Origin of the sequence: Clostridium kluyveri DSM 555, from assembly GCF_000016505.1 — a bacterium.
Classification (GTDB): domain Bacteria; phylum Bacillota; class Clostridia; order Clostridiales; family Clostridiaceae; genus Clostridium_B; species Clostridium_B kluyveri.
In genome coordinates this window covers 2,579,862-2,596,946 of the sequence record NC_009706.1, presented here as the reverse complement: position 1 = coordinate 2,596,946, position 17,085 = coordinate 2,579,862, and the positions used below count along the sequence as shown (strand labels likewise).

The following is a 17,085-nucleotide window of genomic DNA, read 5'->3' as shown; positions in this document are numbered from 1 at the left end:
GTGAATTAAAGGAGGACATTCTATCTATGTATTCTGTACGTTTAAGATAAGCTGGCAATAAAAAAGTAGTAAAAACATCCATGAAAGTGGGCTTTTTTGTTGTACTTATTTTACGAATAGAGGCATAGATACAGGTAAAGTGTAGCCATTTGAGACTATATTTTTTCCTATGTCTTTTTAACGTTGGTATGCAGACTAAAGCTCGCATTGCGGATTTTAGCCTGCATTTTTTATTGCCTAAAGCCAGTATAAAACCAATAATAAAAATGCAAGGAGAGAATAGATATGACAAAAGAAAATTCAAATTGGAAACAAAAATTTTTTACTATATGGACAGGACAGGCAGTTTCACTTATTACTAGTGCTATTCTGCAGATGACGATTATCTTTTACCTTACGGAAAAAACTCAATCTGCAGTGGTGTTGTCAATGGCTTCATTAATTGGTTTTCTGCCATATGCGGTTTTTGGACCTGCCATTGGTGTATTGGTTGACCGTTATGATCGAAAGATGATTATGATTTGTGCTGATTTAATTATTGCTTCGGCTGGTGGGGTATTAGCTGTTATTGCAATATACATGGAACTGCCAGTCTGGATAGTTATGGTAGTCTTGTTCATTCGTAGTGTTGGAACAGCTTTCCATTCTCCTGCACTAAGTGCGGTAACTCCTCTTTTAGTGCCAGAAGAAGAATTAACTAAATGTGCTGGTTACAGTCAATCTTTGCAGTCCATAAGCTACATTCTTAGTCCAGCTGCTGCGGCTTTTTTATATTCTGTTTGGGAACTAAATGCAATCATAGCCATAGATGTGGTAGGTGCTGTGATTGCGTGTATTGCGGTGGCACTTGTTCACATTCCCAAGGTTAATATAGAGCAAGAGAGTTTAAAGCGAAATTTTATTGGAGAGATGAAACAAGGGCTTTTTGTATTGAAAGAAAATAAAGGATTATTTACCTTGTTATTGATAGGAACACTATATATGTTAGTTTATATGCCAATCAATGCACTTTACCCACTAATCAGCATGGAACACTTTGGTGGAACACCGATGCATATCTCTATTACAGAGATAGCCTATGCCTCTGGAATGCTCACAGGAGGTTTGTTATTAGGACTGTTTGGTGGCTATAAAAAGCGAATCACCTTAATAACAGCGTCTATTTTTATGATGGGAGTTAGTTTGACTATTTCAGGGTTACTTCCTTCAAATGAATTCATCTTTTTTGTTTTGTGTTGTGGAATTATGGGACTTTCAGTTCCATTTTACAGCGGCGTTCAAACAGCCCTTTTTCAGGAGAAAATTAAACCTGAATATTTGGGACGTGTATTTTCTCTAACAGGGAGCGTCATATCTCTAGCTATGCCTTTTGGTTTAATTCTTTCAGGAGCATTTGCCGACAGAATCGGCGTGAGCCATTGGTTCTTGCTGTCCGGCATTTTAATCATTGGAATTTCGGTACTTTGTCCACTGGTTCCAGCTATCAGAAAACTGGAACAGAAATAAAGTAGCAAATGTCAAGTGATTCAGAGGTTCAGGTGGAGTTTGATATAGAGAAATACTTATTTTCATCTGAACCTTATTAACAGTATTCTTGGTGTTTTTAGCACTTAGAATACGTTATCCTTTAGGGGAAGAACTTATCCAGGGGCGTAACACTTTGAAGAAGATGGAGGTGTTAGCAGTGGCAGCCTGTGGATAAAGGAGGAACATCTATGTATTATACATAATTGACTAAAATATTTACTTATGTTAGAATATGAATGAATTTAAAAATATTCATTCATATTATTACGCGAATACATAAATAAAGAGATTTTCTAAACTACAGGGAGGTAACTTACATGATTGATAAAAAAGCGGATATATTAAAGTGTGGGAGGGATTTGTTCGGTTCCAAAGGTTTTAAAGATACAAGTATTGCTGAAATAACAAAAATGGCTGGTATGGCTACGGGTACTTTTTATAATTATTATCCTTCAAAAGATAAGCTGTTTATGGAGATTTATTTGGAAGAAAACTTGAAATTGAAAAGGAACATAATGGAATCTGTTAATTTAGAAGCTAGCCCCATAGATGTTATGAAGAAAATCATGTTTCTGAATCTCAAGGGAATGACATCAAATCCCATCTTAAAAGAATGGTATAACAGAGATGTTTTTAGTAAAATAGAACAAAGTTTTCGTGAGGAAAACGGATTTGATTGTGTTGCTTTTTTATATGACAATTTCATTGAAATAGTAAAGAAGTGGCAAATTGAAGGAAAAATGAGAAATGACATAGATGCTGAGATGATTATGGCGATTTTTTCTGCCTTAGTTAATATAGAAACACACAAGGAAGAGATTGGACTTAGATATTTCCCACAAGTTTTAGAATACTTAGCGGAATTTACAATGAAAGGCTTGATGGATTGCTCTGGAAAAGAATAATATTACAAGGTGGAAAAATAAATTAAATGGGAAGCATAATTATTATGAAAAGGAGCAGTAGTTAAAAATGAAAAAACAGAGGAAAAGAAAAATTGGATGGGTTATTTTTCTTGCAATTATTGCTGTATTAGGAGTAGTAGGAGCAGTAGGATGGTGGTATGTATCAAAAGAATATAATGAAGCTAAAAATCTTTCTCTTGACGCTGTAAATTTCAGCAAGTTGAACGACGGTACTTATATTGGGGAGTATGAAGGTGGAATGTACAAATGGAGAGCCAATAAAGTACAGGTTACTGTGTCTTCGGGCAAGGTTACTGATATTAAAATACTAGAGCATAAAGAAAATCAAAAGCCGGAATTTACAGGCGAGCTATATAATAGAGTAATAAAAGCCCAGTCGCTGCATGTAGATGTCATTAGTGGAGCTACTCTTACTTCAAAAGCCTATTTGAAGCCTGTGGAAAACGCTCTCATTAAAGCACAGAAAAAATAGGGAAGGATTTTGTTTTGTCAATGTGGCAAGAATATATATGAAAAATTTAGGAGGTTTTATTATGAAAGTGGCAGTTGTTTCCTATTCATTAACTGGTAACAACGAAGCTTTAGCCAACAGTATAGCAGAAGAACTTGTGGTGGAGCACATGAAAATTAAAGAAACTAAATCTAGGACTATTAATTCAATTGTTCTGGACATGATTTTTAACAGAACACCACAGGTACAACCAACACCTGATAAATTAGAAAATTATGATTTGATTCTCTTTTTTGCACCAATTTGGATGGGACAAGTGGCTACACCACTCCGTGCTTACTTAAAGCACCTTAAAACAAATCCCTGTAAATATGCTTTTATTTCAATAAGTGGTGGGGCCGATGGTGCAAATCCAAAACTAGCAGGTGAATTGAAAAAAAGAGTGGGAAAGGAACCTGACGCACTTATGGATTTGCATATCGCTGATCTATTGACTTCGGACCCGAAGCCAACTCGAAAAGATACATCAGCTTATCGAATAAATAACGGAGATATTAGAAAATTAACTGATATAATTATAAAAACTGTAAGAGAAATGATTCAGAACTAGGAGTAATTAAATTCTGGTCACGATCAAGACTGATTCCTAGTTTAAAGAAATATATCGAATATAAAGATGCTGCAACTCCACTGACTTATGAAAGATTTACTCATAATACCGATGGAGCAAGTTCCTCATGGAGTTGGAACCCAAAGAAGAAGTTCTATAAAAACACCGGTGAAAAATCTGTATATTGGTTCATGCTGGGCAATGCAGATTGGTGGTGTGCCCGGTGCTCTTGTAGCAGCTTATCAGTGTGCCAAAAAGATAAAGTGAATTGGATATACTTTATTATAATAACAAGGTATGGTATAATTATTTATTAAAAGTAGACGGTTTTCAGCTGACAGCTTTGCTTCGGGAGGCTGAATATACACTTCATCGGCTGACTGTAGATCCTTATATTATACATTATTGGAGTGTTATTTCACCAATGTTCTTTGGTATTTTTCTGTATTCGGAAATTCATAGCGTCATGTAGATGTGGCTGATATTTGGTATCAGACCAGGAAAACTGAAAAAGTTACCGGAGGATGATAAATAACAAGAGATTAAATATAAATGAAGCAGAAAAAGATAAAGGAGAACCATACATGAATATCAAAATTACATCTGACAGCACTTGCGATCTGTCAACGGACATACTTCAACTATATAACATCAGCCTACTTCCGCTGCATATAGAAAAGGGAGGAAAAATATTTCAAGATGGTATTGATATTTATCCTGATGATATTTTTTATCATGTAAGTAATGGAGGAACGATTAGCACCACTTCGGCGGTTAATCCTCTTGAATATAAATCGTTTTTTGAGCAGTTTGTAAATAAGTATGATGCAGTAATCCATATAAACATCGGCAGCGGATTTTCAAGTTGTTACCAGAATGCCTGTATAGCGGCACAAGAATTTGAAAATGTTTTTGTTGTAGACTCTATGAATCTGTCAACAGGTCAAGGTCATGTTGTTGTTGAAGCGGCAATAAAAGCTGCCGAAGATTATCCTATCGACTGTATATTGGAATGTCTGGCTTACATGATTCCAAAGATTCGCGCAAGCTTTCTGCTGGATCGTCTGGATTACATGGCAAAAGGCGGCCGATGCTCAGCTGTTATGGCATTGGGTGCCAATCTATTGAAGTTTAAGCCCTGTATTGAAGTGGAAAATGGGAAAATGCGAGTTGGAAAAAAATACCGTGGTACGTTAAAAAGGTGTCTGATGCAATATATTGATGATAAACTGGAAAATTCAAATAAAATTGTCCCCCAAAGGGCTTTTATTACGCATACAACCATAAATTCAGAAATAGCAGATGCTGTTAAAGATGCTGTCAGTAAAAAGGCAATTTTTGATAAGGTATATGAAACAAATGCAGGATGTACTATTTCAAGTCATTGTGGACAGAATACATTAGGCGTCTTGTTCATTGAAAAATAAAGGAATTCTATAAGTCAAGGAGGATAAATTGAAACGATTAAGGAACTTTACAAAAACTCATAGGCATTTCTATTGGGTACTTATGTTGATACCGATTTTAATCTGGTTTAAATATTTGGAGGCAACTTTAGTACCGGAGTATATGGTATATAGTCCGCTGGATGATCTTATTCCTATGGTACCTGCATTGATTGTCCCCTATTTGCTGTGGTTTCCCTATATAGCTTATGGTGTTATTTATACCGGAATTTATTCTAAAAGGGACTTTTATCGGCTGATTATCTTTTTAGCAGGGGGAATGAGTACTGCTTATATTATCTATATGATTTTCCCAAATGGTCAGGAGTTAAGGCCTGCTGTTCTAGGAAATGATCCCTTTTCTTTTATGGTAAGGCTTATTTATGAAACGGATACTCCAACCAATATATGCCCAAGTGTTCATGTAATCAACTCCATTGCAGTACATTCAGCCTTATGTCACTCAAAGGCATTTGAGAGGGTGAAATACGGAAAACAAAAATCGGGTATATTAATGGTGTTGATCTGTCTGTCAACAGTTATGATTAAGCAGCATTCCATAGTAGATGTGGCTGGAGGGACTATGATAGGTGTACTCTTTAATATGCTGCTCTATCATGTAATTGAACCTAAGGAGAAAAGGAAAGAATACTCCTTATCCCATTGTGCAGAGGAGGATTATCAGGAATATGGAGATAGATATTTTTAAAAGTATATTTATATTTTTTTATTATCCCTATTAAATACTGTTTAAATACTGTGTGGTATCTTTTTTTACAAAGGGACAAATTTCATGAAGATAACTGTTTTTTTCGGGAAAGAAAATAGGAAGAGAAAGGACTGTTTTACCAAAAGTTTTTTAGGATAAAGCAATGGAAAGGCATATTACCTGAGCTGGGGGATTTTATTCCAGCAGCATTTAAAAAGAAAAAAATAGTTTCCTTAGATAAAGAGTATGTTAAGCAGTTTATTGCAGAAACCTGCAGAGCTGAAATATGCCATTGGAGTATTATATTCACGGTATTTTTGTATTTTCTATATCAAGCAAATTGGGTAAATACCGTAATATTGGCAGTGGCAGTTTTGGCAAACATTTCATTTATTATAATATAAAGGTACAACCGTCCAAGGATGGCTGCAATAATGGAAAGGCAGGACAGAAATAGTAACAAAATAAAAAGGTGTAAGATTCAGCATATTCCCTCCATGCACACCGGCAAAATATTATTTATCTCAGCTAATAATACCGAAAATGGGCATAAAAGTATTTACTATTAATGTAGTGTGTTCATGGATCATTAAAAAGAAGCTGCTTCAATTGCTGAAGGAGATAAAGCCTGACATTATCATTTCAGTTCATGCGGTTTTTACCGGTTCTGTAACAAGAATTTTAGAAAAAAACCACATGGAAATTCCCGTTATTTCATTTGTTGCAGATCTTGACAATGTTTCGAATTTATGGGCGGACTCAAGGGCAAAGTATATACTTTGCCCTACTAAGGAAGCAGAAGACAAAATGAAATCATTGGGAATATCTTCAGAAAGATTAAGGATAGTAGTCTTTCCGGTAAGGGAAGAATTTTGCAGTAATATACCGGATATTGATATAGAAGCAAAAGATTCGGCTAATGGCAGTATATCTGTGCTTTTTATAAGTGGAAGCCAAGGGTCCAGGCAAGTACTTAAAATGGCTAAGAAACTTCTGGAAAATGGTAAGTGCAATGTTACGATTATTGCCGGAAAGAATGAGGTTATTAGAAAACAATTGAAAAAAGAATTGGCAGAATATTCAGAGGAGCATGTCAGCATAATTGGTTTCACGAAAGAAATAAAAAAATATATGACAAAAGCCGATATTCTTATATTACGAGCTAGCCCGAATGTTTTATATGAATTTAATCAAAAAAAGATAGTATATCTTAAGAATAATATGCTTCGCTTTCGAAATCCCAAAGCAGCATATAATATAGCGGCATTTATAATTCAGCAATGTAATCAGCAAATTGAGGAATATCTAAATACAAAGGAAATAAAATCAAATTCAGTAATTCATGATACAATTTCTCAATAAGAAAATAAGTATGGAAAAGTGAGAATATGCCGAAATAGAGTAGGAAAATTATAGAGTAAAACTAGCTTAGTATACTGATATTAAGCTAGTTTTTTATGTTCAAAATATAAATATTGATAAATAGATAATAATTACCCGATATAATAATAATTTTTTAAAAAACATATATTATTTATAATAAAATATCAAAAAAGTATTGCGATAAATATAAAATTAAATTATAATGAATCAAATACAAAAATAATACGTTTTATATAATTTAGAACGATTTTGTACTGATTTGTCATAAGTGATTAGTGCCTCCAAAATTCTGAAATCGCTCAAGTTTAGTTATAGAAAGGAGGGTGAAAATGGAGACAAGTTTAAGAGAGTTTTATAAAAATAGTTATCTATATGATAGAGTTCCATATATCCATAAGTTTACACCAAGTGGAAAGGTCGCTGGAGCAATATTTGCAATTTCAACAATTGAAAATGCCATTCCTATTTTACATGGTTCTAGCGGATGTGGATTTCATTACAGATATGTTTGCAGAAGAAGCTGGAAGCCAGCATATAACCTAAAATGTACGGGTTTAAAGGAAACAGATATTATAATGGGGGGAAGCGAAAAATTAAAGGAAGCAATTATTAAAACGGCGAAAAAATATAATCCATCATTAATTGGCATTATTCCCGCGTCCTCTGTTGATATGATTGGGGATGATATAGAAGGAGTTATTAGAGAGTTACAGCCTCAAATTACTTGTAAGCTATTATTTGTTAAATCAAAAAAGATTTCACATGCTGATAAGAGAGGTAATGCAAGAAAAAGTTTTTGTGAAAATAACACTGATAAGAAAAAAATTCATGATGGTAATTTAAAAAGTTGTGGGTTTTCAGAAGCTATGGAGGTAATGGTTGAAAATGTAATGAAACCTCAAGAAGTAGACAATAGGCTTATAAACATATGCGGCTTTTACTGGGGAATTCATGAAGATGCCATGGTAAGTGGTATAAAAAAAGAATTGGAGAAGATGGGAATAAAAATAAATGCGTTTATACCAAATTGTTCTGTTGAAGAACTAGAAACAGCACCTAGAGCAGCACTTAATATAATAACAAGCCGTGTTAAATGGGTAATAAAAATGAAAGAATTATATGGAACGGAATTTATGATAGTCAAAAACGAAGATTATGGCTATGGAGGTCTAAATGGAATTGAAGAATTTTATATAGATATAGCTAAGAAAATTGGAACTTATGAGAGATTAGGCAGGTACTTAAATGAGCGGAAAGTTCATATTCAGGAGAGGCTAGAAAAAAAATTGCTTAAGATGAGTAAATACACTTGTGCTATATATTGTGAAGATTTTAGAGATATATATAAATTAATTTATTTTTATGGCTGCGTATTAAAACTAAAAATAAAATATATAGTTGTTACAGTTGAACAAAATGGGTATATGAGTTTATTTTCTGAAGATACATTGTTTGAGATGGCAAAAGAAAATATACTAGAAGGTTTAAATGAATTAGATTATGAGGTTAATTGGAAAATTAATTTTGATATAGAAAAAATCATTACATTTGAGGAAAATGCAGATTTATGCATAGGGGATACACATATTCAAAATTCTAAACATATCAATCCACCATCCTTTATACCATTAGATTTTAATAATTATGAAAAATTCATACTTCATTATATAGATATGATCAATAGAACTGTATTTCGTGAGGATAAGAGCTTACTTTTAGATAATTATAGTAGTGTTAATGTCAATGAGGAGGTAAGCAAAAAAATGTGGGATATTCTCTGGCTGCAGAGAGGGGGGAAAATGAGATGAATTGTGATAGTGAGTGTAGATTGTTTGGAGCATACAGAGTAGTTATAAGCATTAAAGATTCTGTAATTTTAATTCATTCAACAGTTGGCTGTAACTGGGGAACATTAGCATTTCATATTTCATCAAAAATAAGTGATATAAGACAGACATCTACAGTTATTTATGAAGAAGAGATAGTAAATGGAGGAGAAAAAATTTTAGAGGAAGCTTTAGAAAATATAGTTAAACTCTATGAGGCTCAGGTTATATATGTGATAACGGGATGCATACCTGAAATACTAAATGATGATGCTCTAAATGTCATTAATAGGTTTAAAAAGAAGAACAATTTAGAAAATATTTTTTTGTTAAATGAACCAGGCTTCAATGATGCAGGTATAAGAGGTATGAAAAGTGCTTTTAAACTATTAATAGATGAAATGATGCCAAGAGAAATAATTAAAAATTCAATTAATTTAATAGGCTTTTTCTCTGATGATTACAAAGTTGATTCGGATTTAATTAATATAGAGAATATGCTGGAAGATTTCATATATATAAATTCCGTTTTTCCCTATGATAGCTATGAGAATATTATGAAAGTACCATCAGCTGTGGTGAATGTTGTATTAGATGGGTTCCAGTTTGTTGGAGAAATGTTAAAAGAAAAATTTGGAACTCCGTATATAACTGTCAGTTATCCATATGGAATAACGGGTAGTAGAATTTTTATAAATAAAATACTGGCAGCACTATCAATTGAAGTCCATGAAAATTTTAATGAAAAGGAAGCTTTATCATTAGAATTATTAAATGAACTTCACTCATTTATAGATACTTTTATGGGTATGCCAGTAGCTGTTTTAGGAGATAAGGTAAGAATATATGGTCTAAAAAAATTTTTAGAAGCTGAACTTGGAATGGTTGTAGATGTGTTAATTGATACTGAACAAAAAAAAGACAGGGAGAAGATAAGAGATGAAGTTGTTAGCTCCAATTCAGTAATGATTTTTGGATCGTCTTTTGAGAGAGGATTAGCCAATGAACTGGATATTCCTTTCCTGCAGTATACATATCCAGTGTTTGACAAGATTAGTATTAGCAAAAGTGGTTATGCTGGGGTTGAAGGAATGTCATTCTTGGTTGAGGACATATTGAATTTGGCTTATTTTTATAAACTTATTGCAAAATATTGATAAAAATTAGTTTGGAAGGAGGGAGAAATCGTGGATATAAGCTCTAAAAAAATTGTTATTGGAAAGTCTCAAAATTACAAGTTAGTTATTATGAGAAAAGTAATAGCGTTGATGATTTTAATACTACTTGTATTAATAAGCTTTGTAATTGATCTCTCAACTGGACCGGCAATGTTGAATATTTTTGATGTAATCACTTCATTGACGAACCCTGAGTCACTGGGCAGAAAAGTGAATATAATTGTCAGGGTAATCAGATTACCAATAGCAACTATGGCACTATTAGCTGGTGCAGGATTAGCAATTGCAGGTATGGAAATGCAGACTATACTTAATAATAATCTTGCTAGTCCGTATACACTGGGAATATCTTCGGCAGCATCTTTTGGAGCATCAATATCTTTGATTTTCGGATATGCATTTTTACCCCAATATATGAATAATTATGCCACACCTATATTTGCTTTTGCTTTTTCATTAATATCATCCTTCTTTATTTATACTATTGGAAAGATAAAAAAGGATAGAGGAACAATAATTTTAGCTGGGATTGCAATAAGTTTTATGTTTACAGCGTTAAATTCTATTCTCACATACTTTGTACCAGATGAAATTTTAAGAGGTATAACTAACTGGTCACAAGGGTGTATCTTAGGAGCTACATGGCAGCAGGATGCAATAGTGTTTGTAGTACTTGTAATAGTGACACCAATTCTCTTTAGAGAATCCTGGAAGCTGACATCATTATGTATGGGGGAAAGTACTGCAGCAGCTTTAGGGATCAATGTAGAAAAGTTAAGAACAAAGGTTTTAATATTATCTTCATTAATAACATCCATCGCAGTTTGCTTTGTTGGAACCATAGGCTTTGTTGGATTGGTTGCACCCTATGTGGCTAAATCTTTAGTAGGAGAAGAACAGAGGTTTTTTATTCCAGCATCTATGTTAACTGGAGCGTTTATGTTATCAGTTTCATCTGTGTTAAGCAAGGTTGCTATATCAGGAGTACAGATTCCTTTAGGAATAGTTACTTCAATTATAGGTATTCCGTTTTTATTGGTACTTATTTTAAAACAAGGAAGGTGAGAAGAGTATGAGTCTTAAAATACAAAATATTAATTATAAACATTCTTCTAAATTTTCTCTAAATAATATTAGTTTGACTTTTCATAATAATGTAACTGCAATCATTGGGCCAAATGGTTCAGGAAAGTCTACACTAGTTAAGTGTATTTTAAATATATATAAGTGTGATGGTGAAATGTATTACCAAGGTGAAAGCATTAAGAAACAGAAAAAAGAATTTATTAAGCAAAAGGTGGGTTACTTGCCCCAAACAACACAAAATGATGCTTCAATTACTGTTTTCGAAGCTGTACTTTTAGGACTAATAAATACACTAAATCTTAAAGTTAGTAAAAAACAGGAACAAAAGGTAAATGATATTTTAGATGCTTTTGAATTGCAGCACTTAGCAAAAAATAAAATTAATGAATTAAGTGGCGGTCAGCTTCAAATGGTATCATTAGCTCAATCAATAATTAAAGAACCAGAAATTCTCATATTAGATGAGCCATTAAATAATCTAGATATACATCGTCAATTTTCATTGATGAATACAGTATCAAGTTTGGCATATGAGAAAAAAATGATTGTAATAATTGTAATGCACGATATAAATCTCACATCAAGATATGCCGATAATATCGTTGTCATGAGAGATGGTAATATTTATTCTTACGGAACACCTAAGGAAGTCTTAACAAAAAAAATGATAAGGGAAATATATAAAATTGATAGTGAAATATATGTAAATAAACAAGGTAAACAAGTTATTGAATTTGTTGACATTGCTGCCGAAGCCCCAAAATATGAAATAGTATCTCAAATTTAATTAATTATATGCCTAGGAGGAATCAAGATGAAAAACAAAAAATTAGGAATTAGAATTATTGGGTTACTATTGACAGCTGCACTTATCTTTGTATTTTCTGGATGTAGTTCTAATAATTCAACATCATCAAATTCATCTTCAACTGCTTCAAAAACGAAGGTTTTTACAGATATGGTTGGCAGGAAAGTGACACTTTCTACTAATATTAAACGTATTGTACTTGTGAGAACAATGGATATATATATGCTCTCTTCAATTTTAGGTAAAGAACTAGATACAAAATTAGTGGCTGTAGGCCAAAGTTTCAAGAGTACCGATATTGATGGATATAATATGTTTTCAAAAGTATACAAGAATCTTGATAAAATGACTGTGCTTGGCAGTGTGTATGACGATGCAATAAGTGTTGAATCTGTTGTGAATTTAAATCCAGATATAATCATTGTTGATAAACAATTCTACAATAAAAATTGTATACAGAAAATGATTTCTACAGGATTGCCTGTTGTTATTATGGATAATAATTCCGATCCTTTTTATGGACCTGGAAAGAGTATAAAAATGGTAGGAAAAATGCTGTGTAAAGAATCAAAAGTTGGTGAAATGGTGGATTATGCTAACCAGAAAACTGATGATGTGCTGCAAAGAGTTCAAAAAGTTATTTCAAGCGGAATAAAAAAGCCTGTATTATATTGGGAGTGCGGCAATGTAGCTCCAGACAAGATTGGGCAGACAGATGGTGATGTGAAAACCAGTTGGGGTTATGTTTGGGACAAGCTTGGTGCAGATAGTATTAGTATTGGTGTCACAGGTCAGCCATTAAATGCCGAAAAGGTACTTGCCTCAAATCCTGATATTATTATCATAGGCGGAGCCAACTGGAATCCAACTGATAATATTATGCGTCTTGGATTTTTTGCAACTGAGCAAAGTGCTAATGAGCATTTAAGCCTTTACACCCAAAGGGCAGGATGGTCTGATTTAAATGCAATTAAAAATGGAAGGCTTTATGCACTTCATTACAATCTTTATGGTCGTCCTTATGGCTTTGCTGGCATTGAAGAAATGGCAAAGATGTTATATCCTACACAATTTAGCGATTTAGATCCTGATAAAGATATTCAAGAATTTTTCAGCAAATATATGGAAATCCCATATTCAGGTATACAGTGGACTCAATGGAATAAATAATAAGTTAATATGAATGGGAGGAATCAAAGTGAAAATAAAAAAGATGATGTTAGGCCTATTACTTATTGCAACGATTATAGTATCATTAGCAGGATGTGGTACAACGGCAGTAAAGAATGAAACATCAAAGGATACAGCTAAAACAAAAACATATACTGATATGGCAGGCAGAAAAGTTACTTTGTCAACTAATATCAATAAAATTGTATTAATAAGATCTATGGATGTATATTATATGTCTGCAATTTTAGGACAAGAGTTTGATAAAAAAGTAGTTGCTCTGGGACTGAATTTTAAAGATAGCGATATAGACGGATATAAAAAATATTCAGAAGTATTTAATATGGATAAGATTAAAAGTCTAGGAAGTATATATGATGATGCTATTAGTCTAGAATCCGTTGTAAATTTAGAGCCTGATCTTATTATTGTTGATACACAATTTAAATCTAAGTCATGTGTCAATAAAATGATAGAAGCTGGACTTCCAGTTGTATTTACAGATATGAATTCAGATCCATTCCATGGTGTCCAAAAGAGTATGTTAATGCTTGGAGAAATGCTTGGAAAAGAGGATAAGGTTGAGAAGATGGTTGAAGATGCAAATAAAAAGACTGATTCTGTATTGACTAGGGTTGATAAACTACTTAAAGCAGGAACTAAAAGACCAACGTTATATTTTGAATGTGGTAATGTAACACCAACGGAAATTGGAGGAACTAGAGGAGACACATCAGATGGCTGGGGATATTTATGGAATAGGTTAGGTGCTGATAATATAGGTGTTGGACAAGGATCAAATCCAGTGAACCCTGAAAAAGTATTGACTGCGGATCCCGATGTAATAGTAATAGGTGGGGCTAACTGGGATCAAACTGCTAATATTATGCGTATGGGATATTATGTAACTAAAGAGGAGGCAAGTGTACATCTAGATGAATATGTTCAAAAGAGAGCAGGATGGTCAGATTTATCAGCAGTAAAAAATGGAAGATTATATGCAGTACATTTTAACTATACTGTTTATCCATATAATTTTTGTGGAGTTGAGGCGATGGCAAAATTCTTATTTCCAAGTGAATTTAAGGACTTAAATCCTGAAAAAGATAGAAAAGAATTTTTTGATAAATATATGCCGGTTAAGTATTCGGGTTTATTTTCAGCAGATTGGAAATAATGTTTATCATTTAATGTATTTAGGATTTTATGATAATGAATTAGAATATATGGAATCTACAGCAAATTTCATGATATACTAAAATTAGTTGCGGCAGCATTGTGAATAAATGAGAAGTGAGGAAGATATCACATGAAATAATGGAAATATATAGAAACTACTATGGGATATGTTTGAAATTTTATTAATACGTATTTGTATGGAGAGGAGGAAGGGCATTGGGTGAATTATGTAAATTGCATAATATAGGTAACAAATTAGAAACACAGCTTAATGAAGTTGGAATAGAAACGGTTGAACAATTAAAAAGAATTGGAAGTAAGCAAGCTTGGTTAGATATTAAAGCTATAGACAACTCAGCGTGTATAAATAGATTGTGTGCCATAGAAGGAGCAATACAAGGAATTAGATGGCATAGTCTTTCAAATGAAATAAAAAGTGAATTAAGAGAATTTTATAATACAGTAAAGTAATTGAAAAATTGTAAGATATTGTAATTTAATGTTATTTGTAAAATTCTGTGCTAATAGCTAAATATGAGATTAGGAGAATATGAGTATGGCAATGGCTGGTTTTACGCTAATTAATTTATTTATTATAGTGGTATTAATTAGTATAGGTATTTATAGTTTTATACTATTTGTTAAACTTGCTCACAGAGGAATAAAAGCACTTGATATTTACATAAATGAAAAAAACAATAAATTATAAAGAAAATCAGTTATATCTAAGCAGATAGAAAATCTTAAAAATCTATAAAAATAAGAACCTAGATTCTTATAGAGAATTTAGGCTCTTATTTCTTTATTAGCTATTTAGAAAAATATCCTTTGCAACTGAAACAGCATTTAATACTTTTGGAAAACCAATATAAGGGATACACTGCAAAAAAACCTCTATAATTTCTTCCTTTGATATTCCAACATTTAATGCTCCATTAATATGGACTTCTAATTGTGCCTCACATCCGCCTAATGCTGCTAGTGCAGATAACGTAATAAGTTCTCTTTGTTTTAAATCAAGTACTGGTCTGGTATAAATATCTCCAAAAGCAAATTCAATAATATATTTTCCTAAATCAGGAGCAATATTTTTCAGTGAATCTACTACGGCTGTTCCGCCTGTTCCGTCAACCTCTTTTAGTTTACGTACTCCTAGTTCATAACGACTTTCCATAATTGAATTACCTCCTCATATTTGGTAACATTATCTTATATGCTGGAGTTAAGTCCATGTCAATAGGAAGGTGAATATATTTGAATTATTGTATTGGAGAATTTTCCAAAAAAATTAGATTAAGTATTGATACATTACGATATTATGAGAAAATTGGCCTGATTTATCCTAGTAGAGATAAAATAAATAGGCGAGTGTATTGTGAAAAAGATATAGAATGGTTAAATTTTATATTTAGATTAAAAGAAACAAATATGCCAATTAAAGAAATTCAATATTATTCTAAGCTGAGATATGAGGGAGACAGTACGCTGAGGGAACGTCTGAAATTGTTAGAAAAGCAAATGGACAGATTGTATACCCAAAAAAGCAATATAGAGAATAATATAGTGCATTTAGAGAAAAAAATTAATACTTATAAGAAGATGATTAATAAAACTGTTATTAAGGATTAATACACAAATTTTTTTTGACATTAGTATTTCCTAAATTCTTTCCATTGGTAAATAGGTTTCATTGTAGCAAATATCGTGCAAGACTAAAATCTAGAAACACGAATTAAGTAGTGCAAACAAGAAATTACCTTTTCATTTTACAATATCTCTATTAAAAAGTACTTGACTTGGAGTTAACTCCAAGTAGTAAAGTGAATTATAGTTTGAACTGTATAATAAATAAAATTTTCAAGGTGCTTAATTAAAATAATTGGAGAAAAATTAAATTTAGGAGGCCAATAAATATGTTATTACAGGAGAAGTTTAAATTATTAAAAGGTAATATTAAAAAGAGAGGTAGTGCAGCAGTTGCTTTTTCAGGTGGAGTGGATAGTACTTTCTTAGTTAGGGTTGCACATGAGGTATTGGGCGATAAATTAATAGCAGTTACAGCTACTTCATCGACTTATCCCGAAAGAGAACTAAAAGAAGCAATTAAGTATGCTAAAGATATGAGTGTAAAACATTTAATTATATCTTCAGAAGAGTTAGATATTGAAGGCTTTGCTAGTAATCCTAAAAATAGATGTTACTATTGCAAAAAAGAACTTTTTACAAAGATAAAAAAGGTAGCTGAAGAAAATGACGTTGAATATGTTTTTGATGGTTCAAATTTTGATGATACTGGTGATTATAGACCGGGAATGCAAGCAGCAAAGGAATTAGAAGTAATAAGTCCACTTAAGGAAGCGAATCTTACCAAGGCAGATATAAGAGAACTTTCAAAAGAGCTGGGACTTCCAACTTGGAATAAACCTTCCTTTGCATGCTTATCTTCCAGATTTCCTTATGGAAAGAAAATTACTATTCCAAAGCTTAAGATGGTAGATGAAGCAGAACAGTTCTTACTTGATATGGGCATAAGACAAGTAAGGGTAAGACATCATGGAGAAATAGCTAGAATTGAAGTTTCTCCTGAGGAGAGAGTTAAATTTTTTGATATTGAAGTAATGGATAAGATAGGGAAAAAATTCAAAGAGATCGGATTTACTTATGTTACTTTAGATATCCTGGGATATAGAACAGGAAGTATGAATGAAGTACTTTCAGCAGAAGAAAAGACAGTTTGATGAAATGTTGTAATTGATTACTTCTTGACTTAGGGTTTACCTAAAATGA

General features: G+C 32.5%; 19 protein-coding genes and 1 pseudogene. 19 read left to right on the top strand and 1 reads right to left on the bottom strand.

Annotated features, from left to right (window positions below; genetic code table 11):
* Positions 1 to 285: 285 nt before the first annotated feature.
* The 17 genes and pseudogenes from mef(A) to CKL_RS20850 all read left to right on the top strand — a co-directional run bounded on the left by mef(A) (position 286) and on the right by CKL_RS20850 (position 15,007).
* On the top strand, positions 286 to 1,506 hold the full coding sequence (gene mef(A) / locus CKL_RS12325; RefSeq protein WP_012102863.1) for a macrolide efflux MFS transporter Mef(A): 1,221 nt from the start codon (positions 286 to 288) through the stop codon (positions 1,504 to 1,506).
* Positions 1,507 to 1,844: 338 nt separating this feature from the next.
* A complete protein-coding gene (locus tag CKL_RS12320; protein ID WP_012102862.1) occupies positions 1,845 to 2,432 on the top strand; it encodes a TetR/AcrR family transcriptional regulator in 588 nt (195 codons plus the stop codon).
* Between the two features lie 67 nt (positions 2,433 to 2,499).
* Positions 2,500 to 2,925, top strand: a complete 426-nt coding sequence (locus CKL_RS12315) for an FMN-binding protein (RefSeq protein ID WP_012102861.1) — start codon at positions 2,500 to 2,502, stop codon at positions 2,923 to 2,925.
* A 61-nt stretch (positions 2,926 to 2,986) separates the two neighbouring features.
* Positions 2,987 to 3,514: a flavodoxin family protein gene (locus CKL_RS12310; protein ID WP_242649422.1), complete on the top strand. Its 528-nt coding sequence runs from the start codon at positions 2,987 to 2,989 to the stop codon at positions 3,512 to 3,514.
* Between the two features lie 87 nt (positions 3,515 to 3,601).
* The gene (locus CKL_RS12305) at positions 3,602 to 3,781 is read left to right on the top strand and encodes a hypothetical protein (RefSeq protein WP_041700816.1); all 180 of its coding nucleotides are present in this window, start codon (positions 3,602 to 3,604) and stop codon (positions 3,779 to 3,781) included.
* A 257-nt stretch (positions 3,782 to 4,038) separates the two neighbouring features.
* The gene (locus CKL_RS12300; protein ID WP_242649421.1) at positions 4,039 to 4,941 is read left to right on the top strand and encodes a DegV family protein; all 903 of its coding nucleotides are present in this window, start codon (positions 4,039 to 4,041) and stop codon (positions 4,939 to 4,941) included.
* 28 nt (positions 4,942 to 4,969) lie between these two features.
* Positions 4,970 to 5,668, top strand: coding sequence for a phosphatase PAP2 family protein (locus tag CKL_RS12295; protein WP_012102858.1), 699 nt, complete (start codon positions 4,970 to 4,972; stop codon positions 5,666 to 5,668).
* A gap of 131 nt (positions 5,669 to 5,799) precedes the next feature.
* Positions 5,800 to 6,009 (top strand): annotated as a pseudogene (locus CKL_RS21810) (glycosyl-4,4'-diaponeurosporenoate acyltransferase CrtO family protein); the annotation flags it as partial.
* 202 nt (positions 6,010 to 6,211) lie between these two features.
* On the top strand, positions 6,212 to 7,030 hold the full coding sequence (locus tag CKL_RS12290) for an MGDG synthase family glycosyltransferase (RefSeq protein ID WP_012102857.1): 819 nt from the start codon (positions 6,212 to 6,214) through the stop codon (positions 7,028 to 7,030).
* 350 nt (positions 7,031 to 7,380) lie between these two features.
* A complete protein-coding gene (locus CKL_RS12285; RefSeq protein WP_012102856.1) occupies positions 7,381 to 8,859 on the top strand; it encodes a nitrogenase component 1 in 1,479 nt (492 codons plus the stop codon).
* On the top strand, positions 8,856 to 10,034 hold the full coding sequence (locus tag CKL_RS12280) for a nitrogenase component 1 (RefSeq protein WP_012102855.1): 1,179 nt from the start codon (positions 8,856 to 8,858) through the stop codon (positions 10,032 to 10,034). The genes CKL_RS12285 and CKL_RS12280 overlap by 4 nt, the downstream gene beginning before the upstream one ends.
* A gap of 30 nt (positions 10,035 to 10,064) precedes the next feature.
* Positions 10,065 to 11,120, top strand: a complete 1,056-nt coding sequence (locus tag CKL_RS12275) for a FecCD family ABC transporter permease (protein WP_012102854.1) — start codon at positions 10,065 to 10,067, stop codon at positions 11,118 to 11,120.
* Between the two features lie 7 nt (positions 11,121 to 11,127).
* Positions 11,128 to 11,928 carry an ABC transporter ATP-binding protein gene (locus CKL_RS12270; RefSeq protein ID WP_012102853.1) on the top strand — a complete coding sequence of 267 codons (801 nt, stop codon included), beginning with the start codon at positions 11,128 to 11,130 and terminating at the stop codon, positions 11,926 to 11,928.
* Between the two features lie 27 nt (positions 11,929 to 11,955).
* On the top strand, positions 11,956 to 13,119 hold the full coding sequence (locus CKL_RS12265) for an ABC transporter substrate-binding protein (protein WP_012102852.1): 1,164 nt from the start codon (positions 11,956 to 11,958) through the stop codon (positions 13,117 to 13,119).
* Between the two features lie 28 nt (positions 13,120 to 13,147).
* On the top strand, positions 13,148 to 14,296 hold the full coding sequence (locus CKL_RS12260; protein WP_012102851.1) for an ABC transporter substrate-binding protein: 1,149 nt from the start codon (positions 13,148 to 13,150) through the stop codon (positions 14,294 to 14,296).
* 218 nt (positions 14,297 to 14,514) lie between these two features.
* Positions 14,515 to 14,769, top strand: coding sequence for a TfoX/Sxy family protein (locus CKL_RS12255; RefSeq protein ID WP_012102850.1), 255 nt, complete (start codon positions 14,515 to 14,517; stop codon positions 14,767 to 14,769).
* An 85-nt stretch (positions 14,770 to 14,854) separates the two neighbouring features.
* A complete protein-coding gene (locus CKL_RS20850; RefSeq protein WP_172634743.1) occupies positions 14,855 to 15,007 on the top strand; it encodes a hypothetical protein in 153 nt (50 codons plus the stop codon).
* Between the two features lie 96 nt (positions 15,008 to 15,103).
* Here CKL_RS20850 and CKL_RS12250 read toward each other — a convergent pair whose 3' ends face one another.
* Entirely contained in the window at positions 15,104 to 15,472 is a 369-nt protein-coding gene (locus tag CKL_RS12250; protein WP_012102849.1) for a carboxymuconolactone decarboxylase family protein, read from the bottom strand.
* An 80-nt stretch (positions 15,473 to 15,552) separates the two neighbouring features.
* Here CKL_RS12250 and CKL_RS12245 point away from each other — a divergent pair, with 80 nt between their 5' ends.
* Both CKL_RS12245 and larE read left to right on the top strand, forming a co-directional pair.
* On the top strand, positions 15,553 to 15,927 hold the full coding sequence (locus CKL_RS12245) for a MerR family transcriptional regulator (RefSeq protein ID WP_012102848.1): 375 nt from the start codon (positions 15,553 to 15,555) through the stop codon (positions 15,925 to 15,927).
* A gap of 284 nt (positions 15,928 to 16,211) precedes the next feature.
* Positions 16,212 to 17,036: an ATP-dependent sacrificial sulfur transferase LarE gene (larE, locus tag CKL_RS12240; protein ID WP_012102847.1), complete on the top strand. Its 825-nt coding sequence runs from the start codon at positions 16,212 to 16,214 to the stop codon at positions 17,034 to 17,036.
* The last annotated feature ends 49 nt before the right edge of the window (positions 17,037 to 17,085 follow it).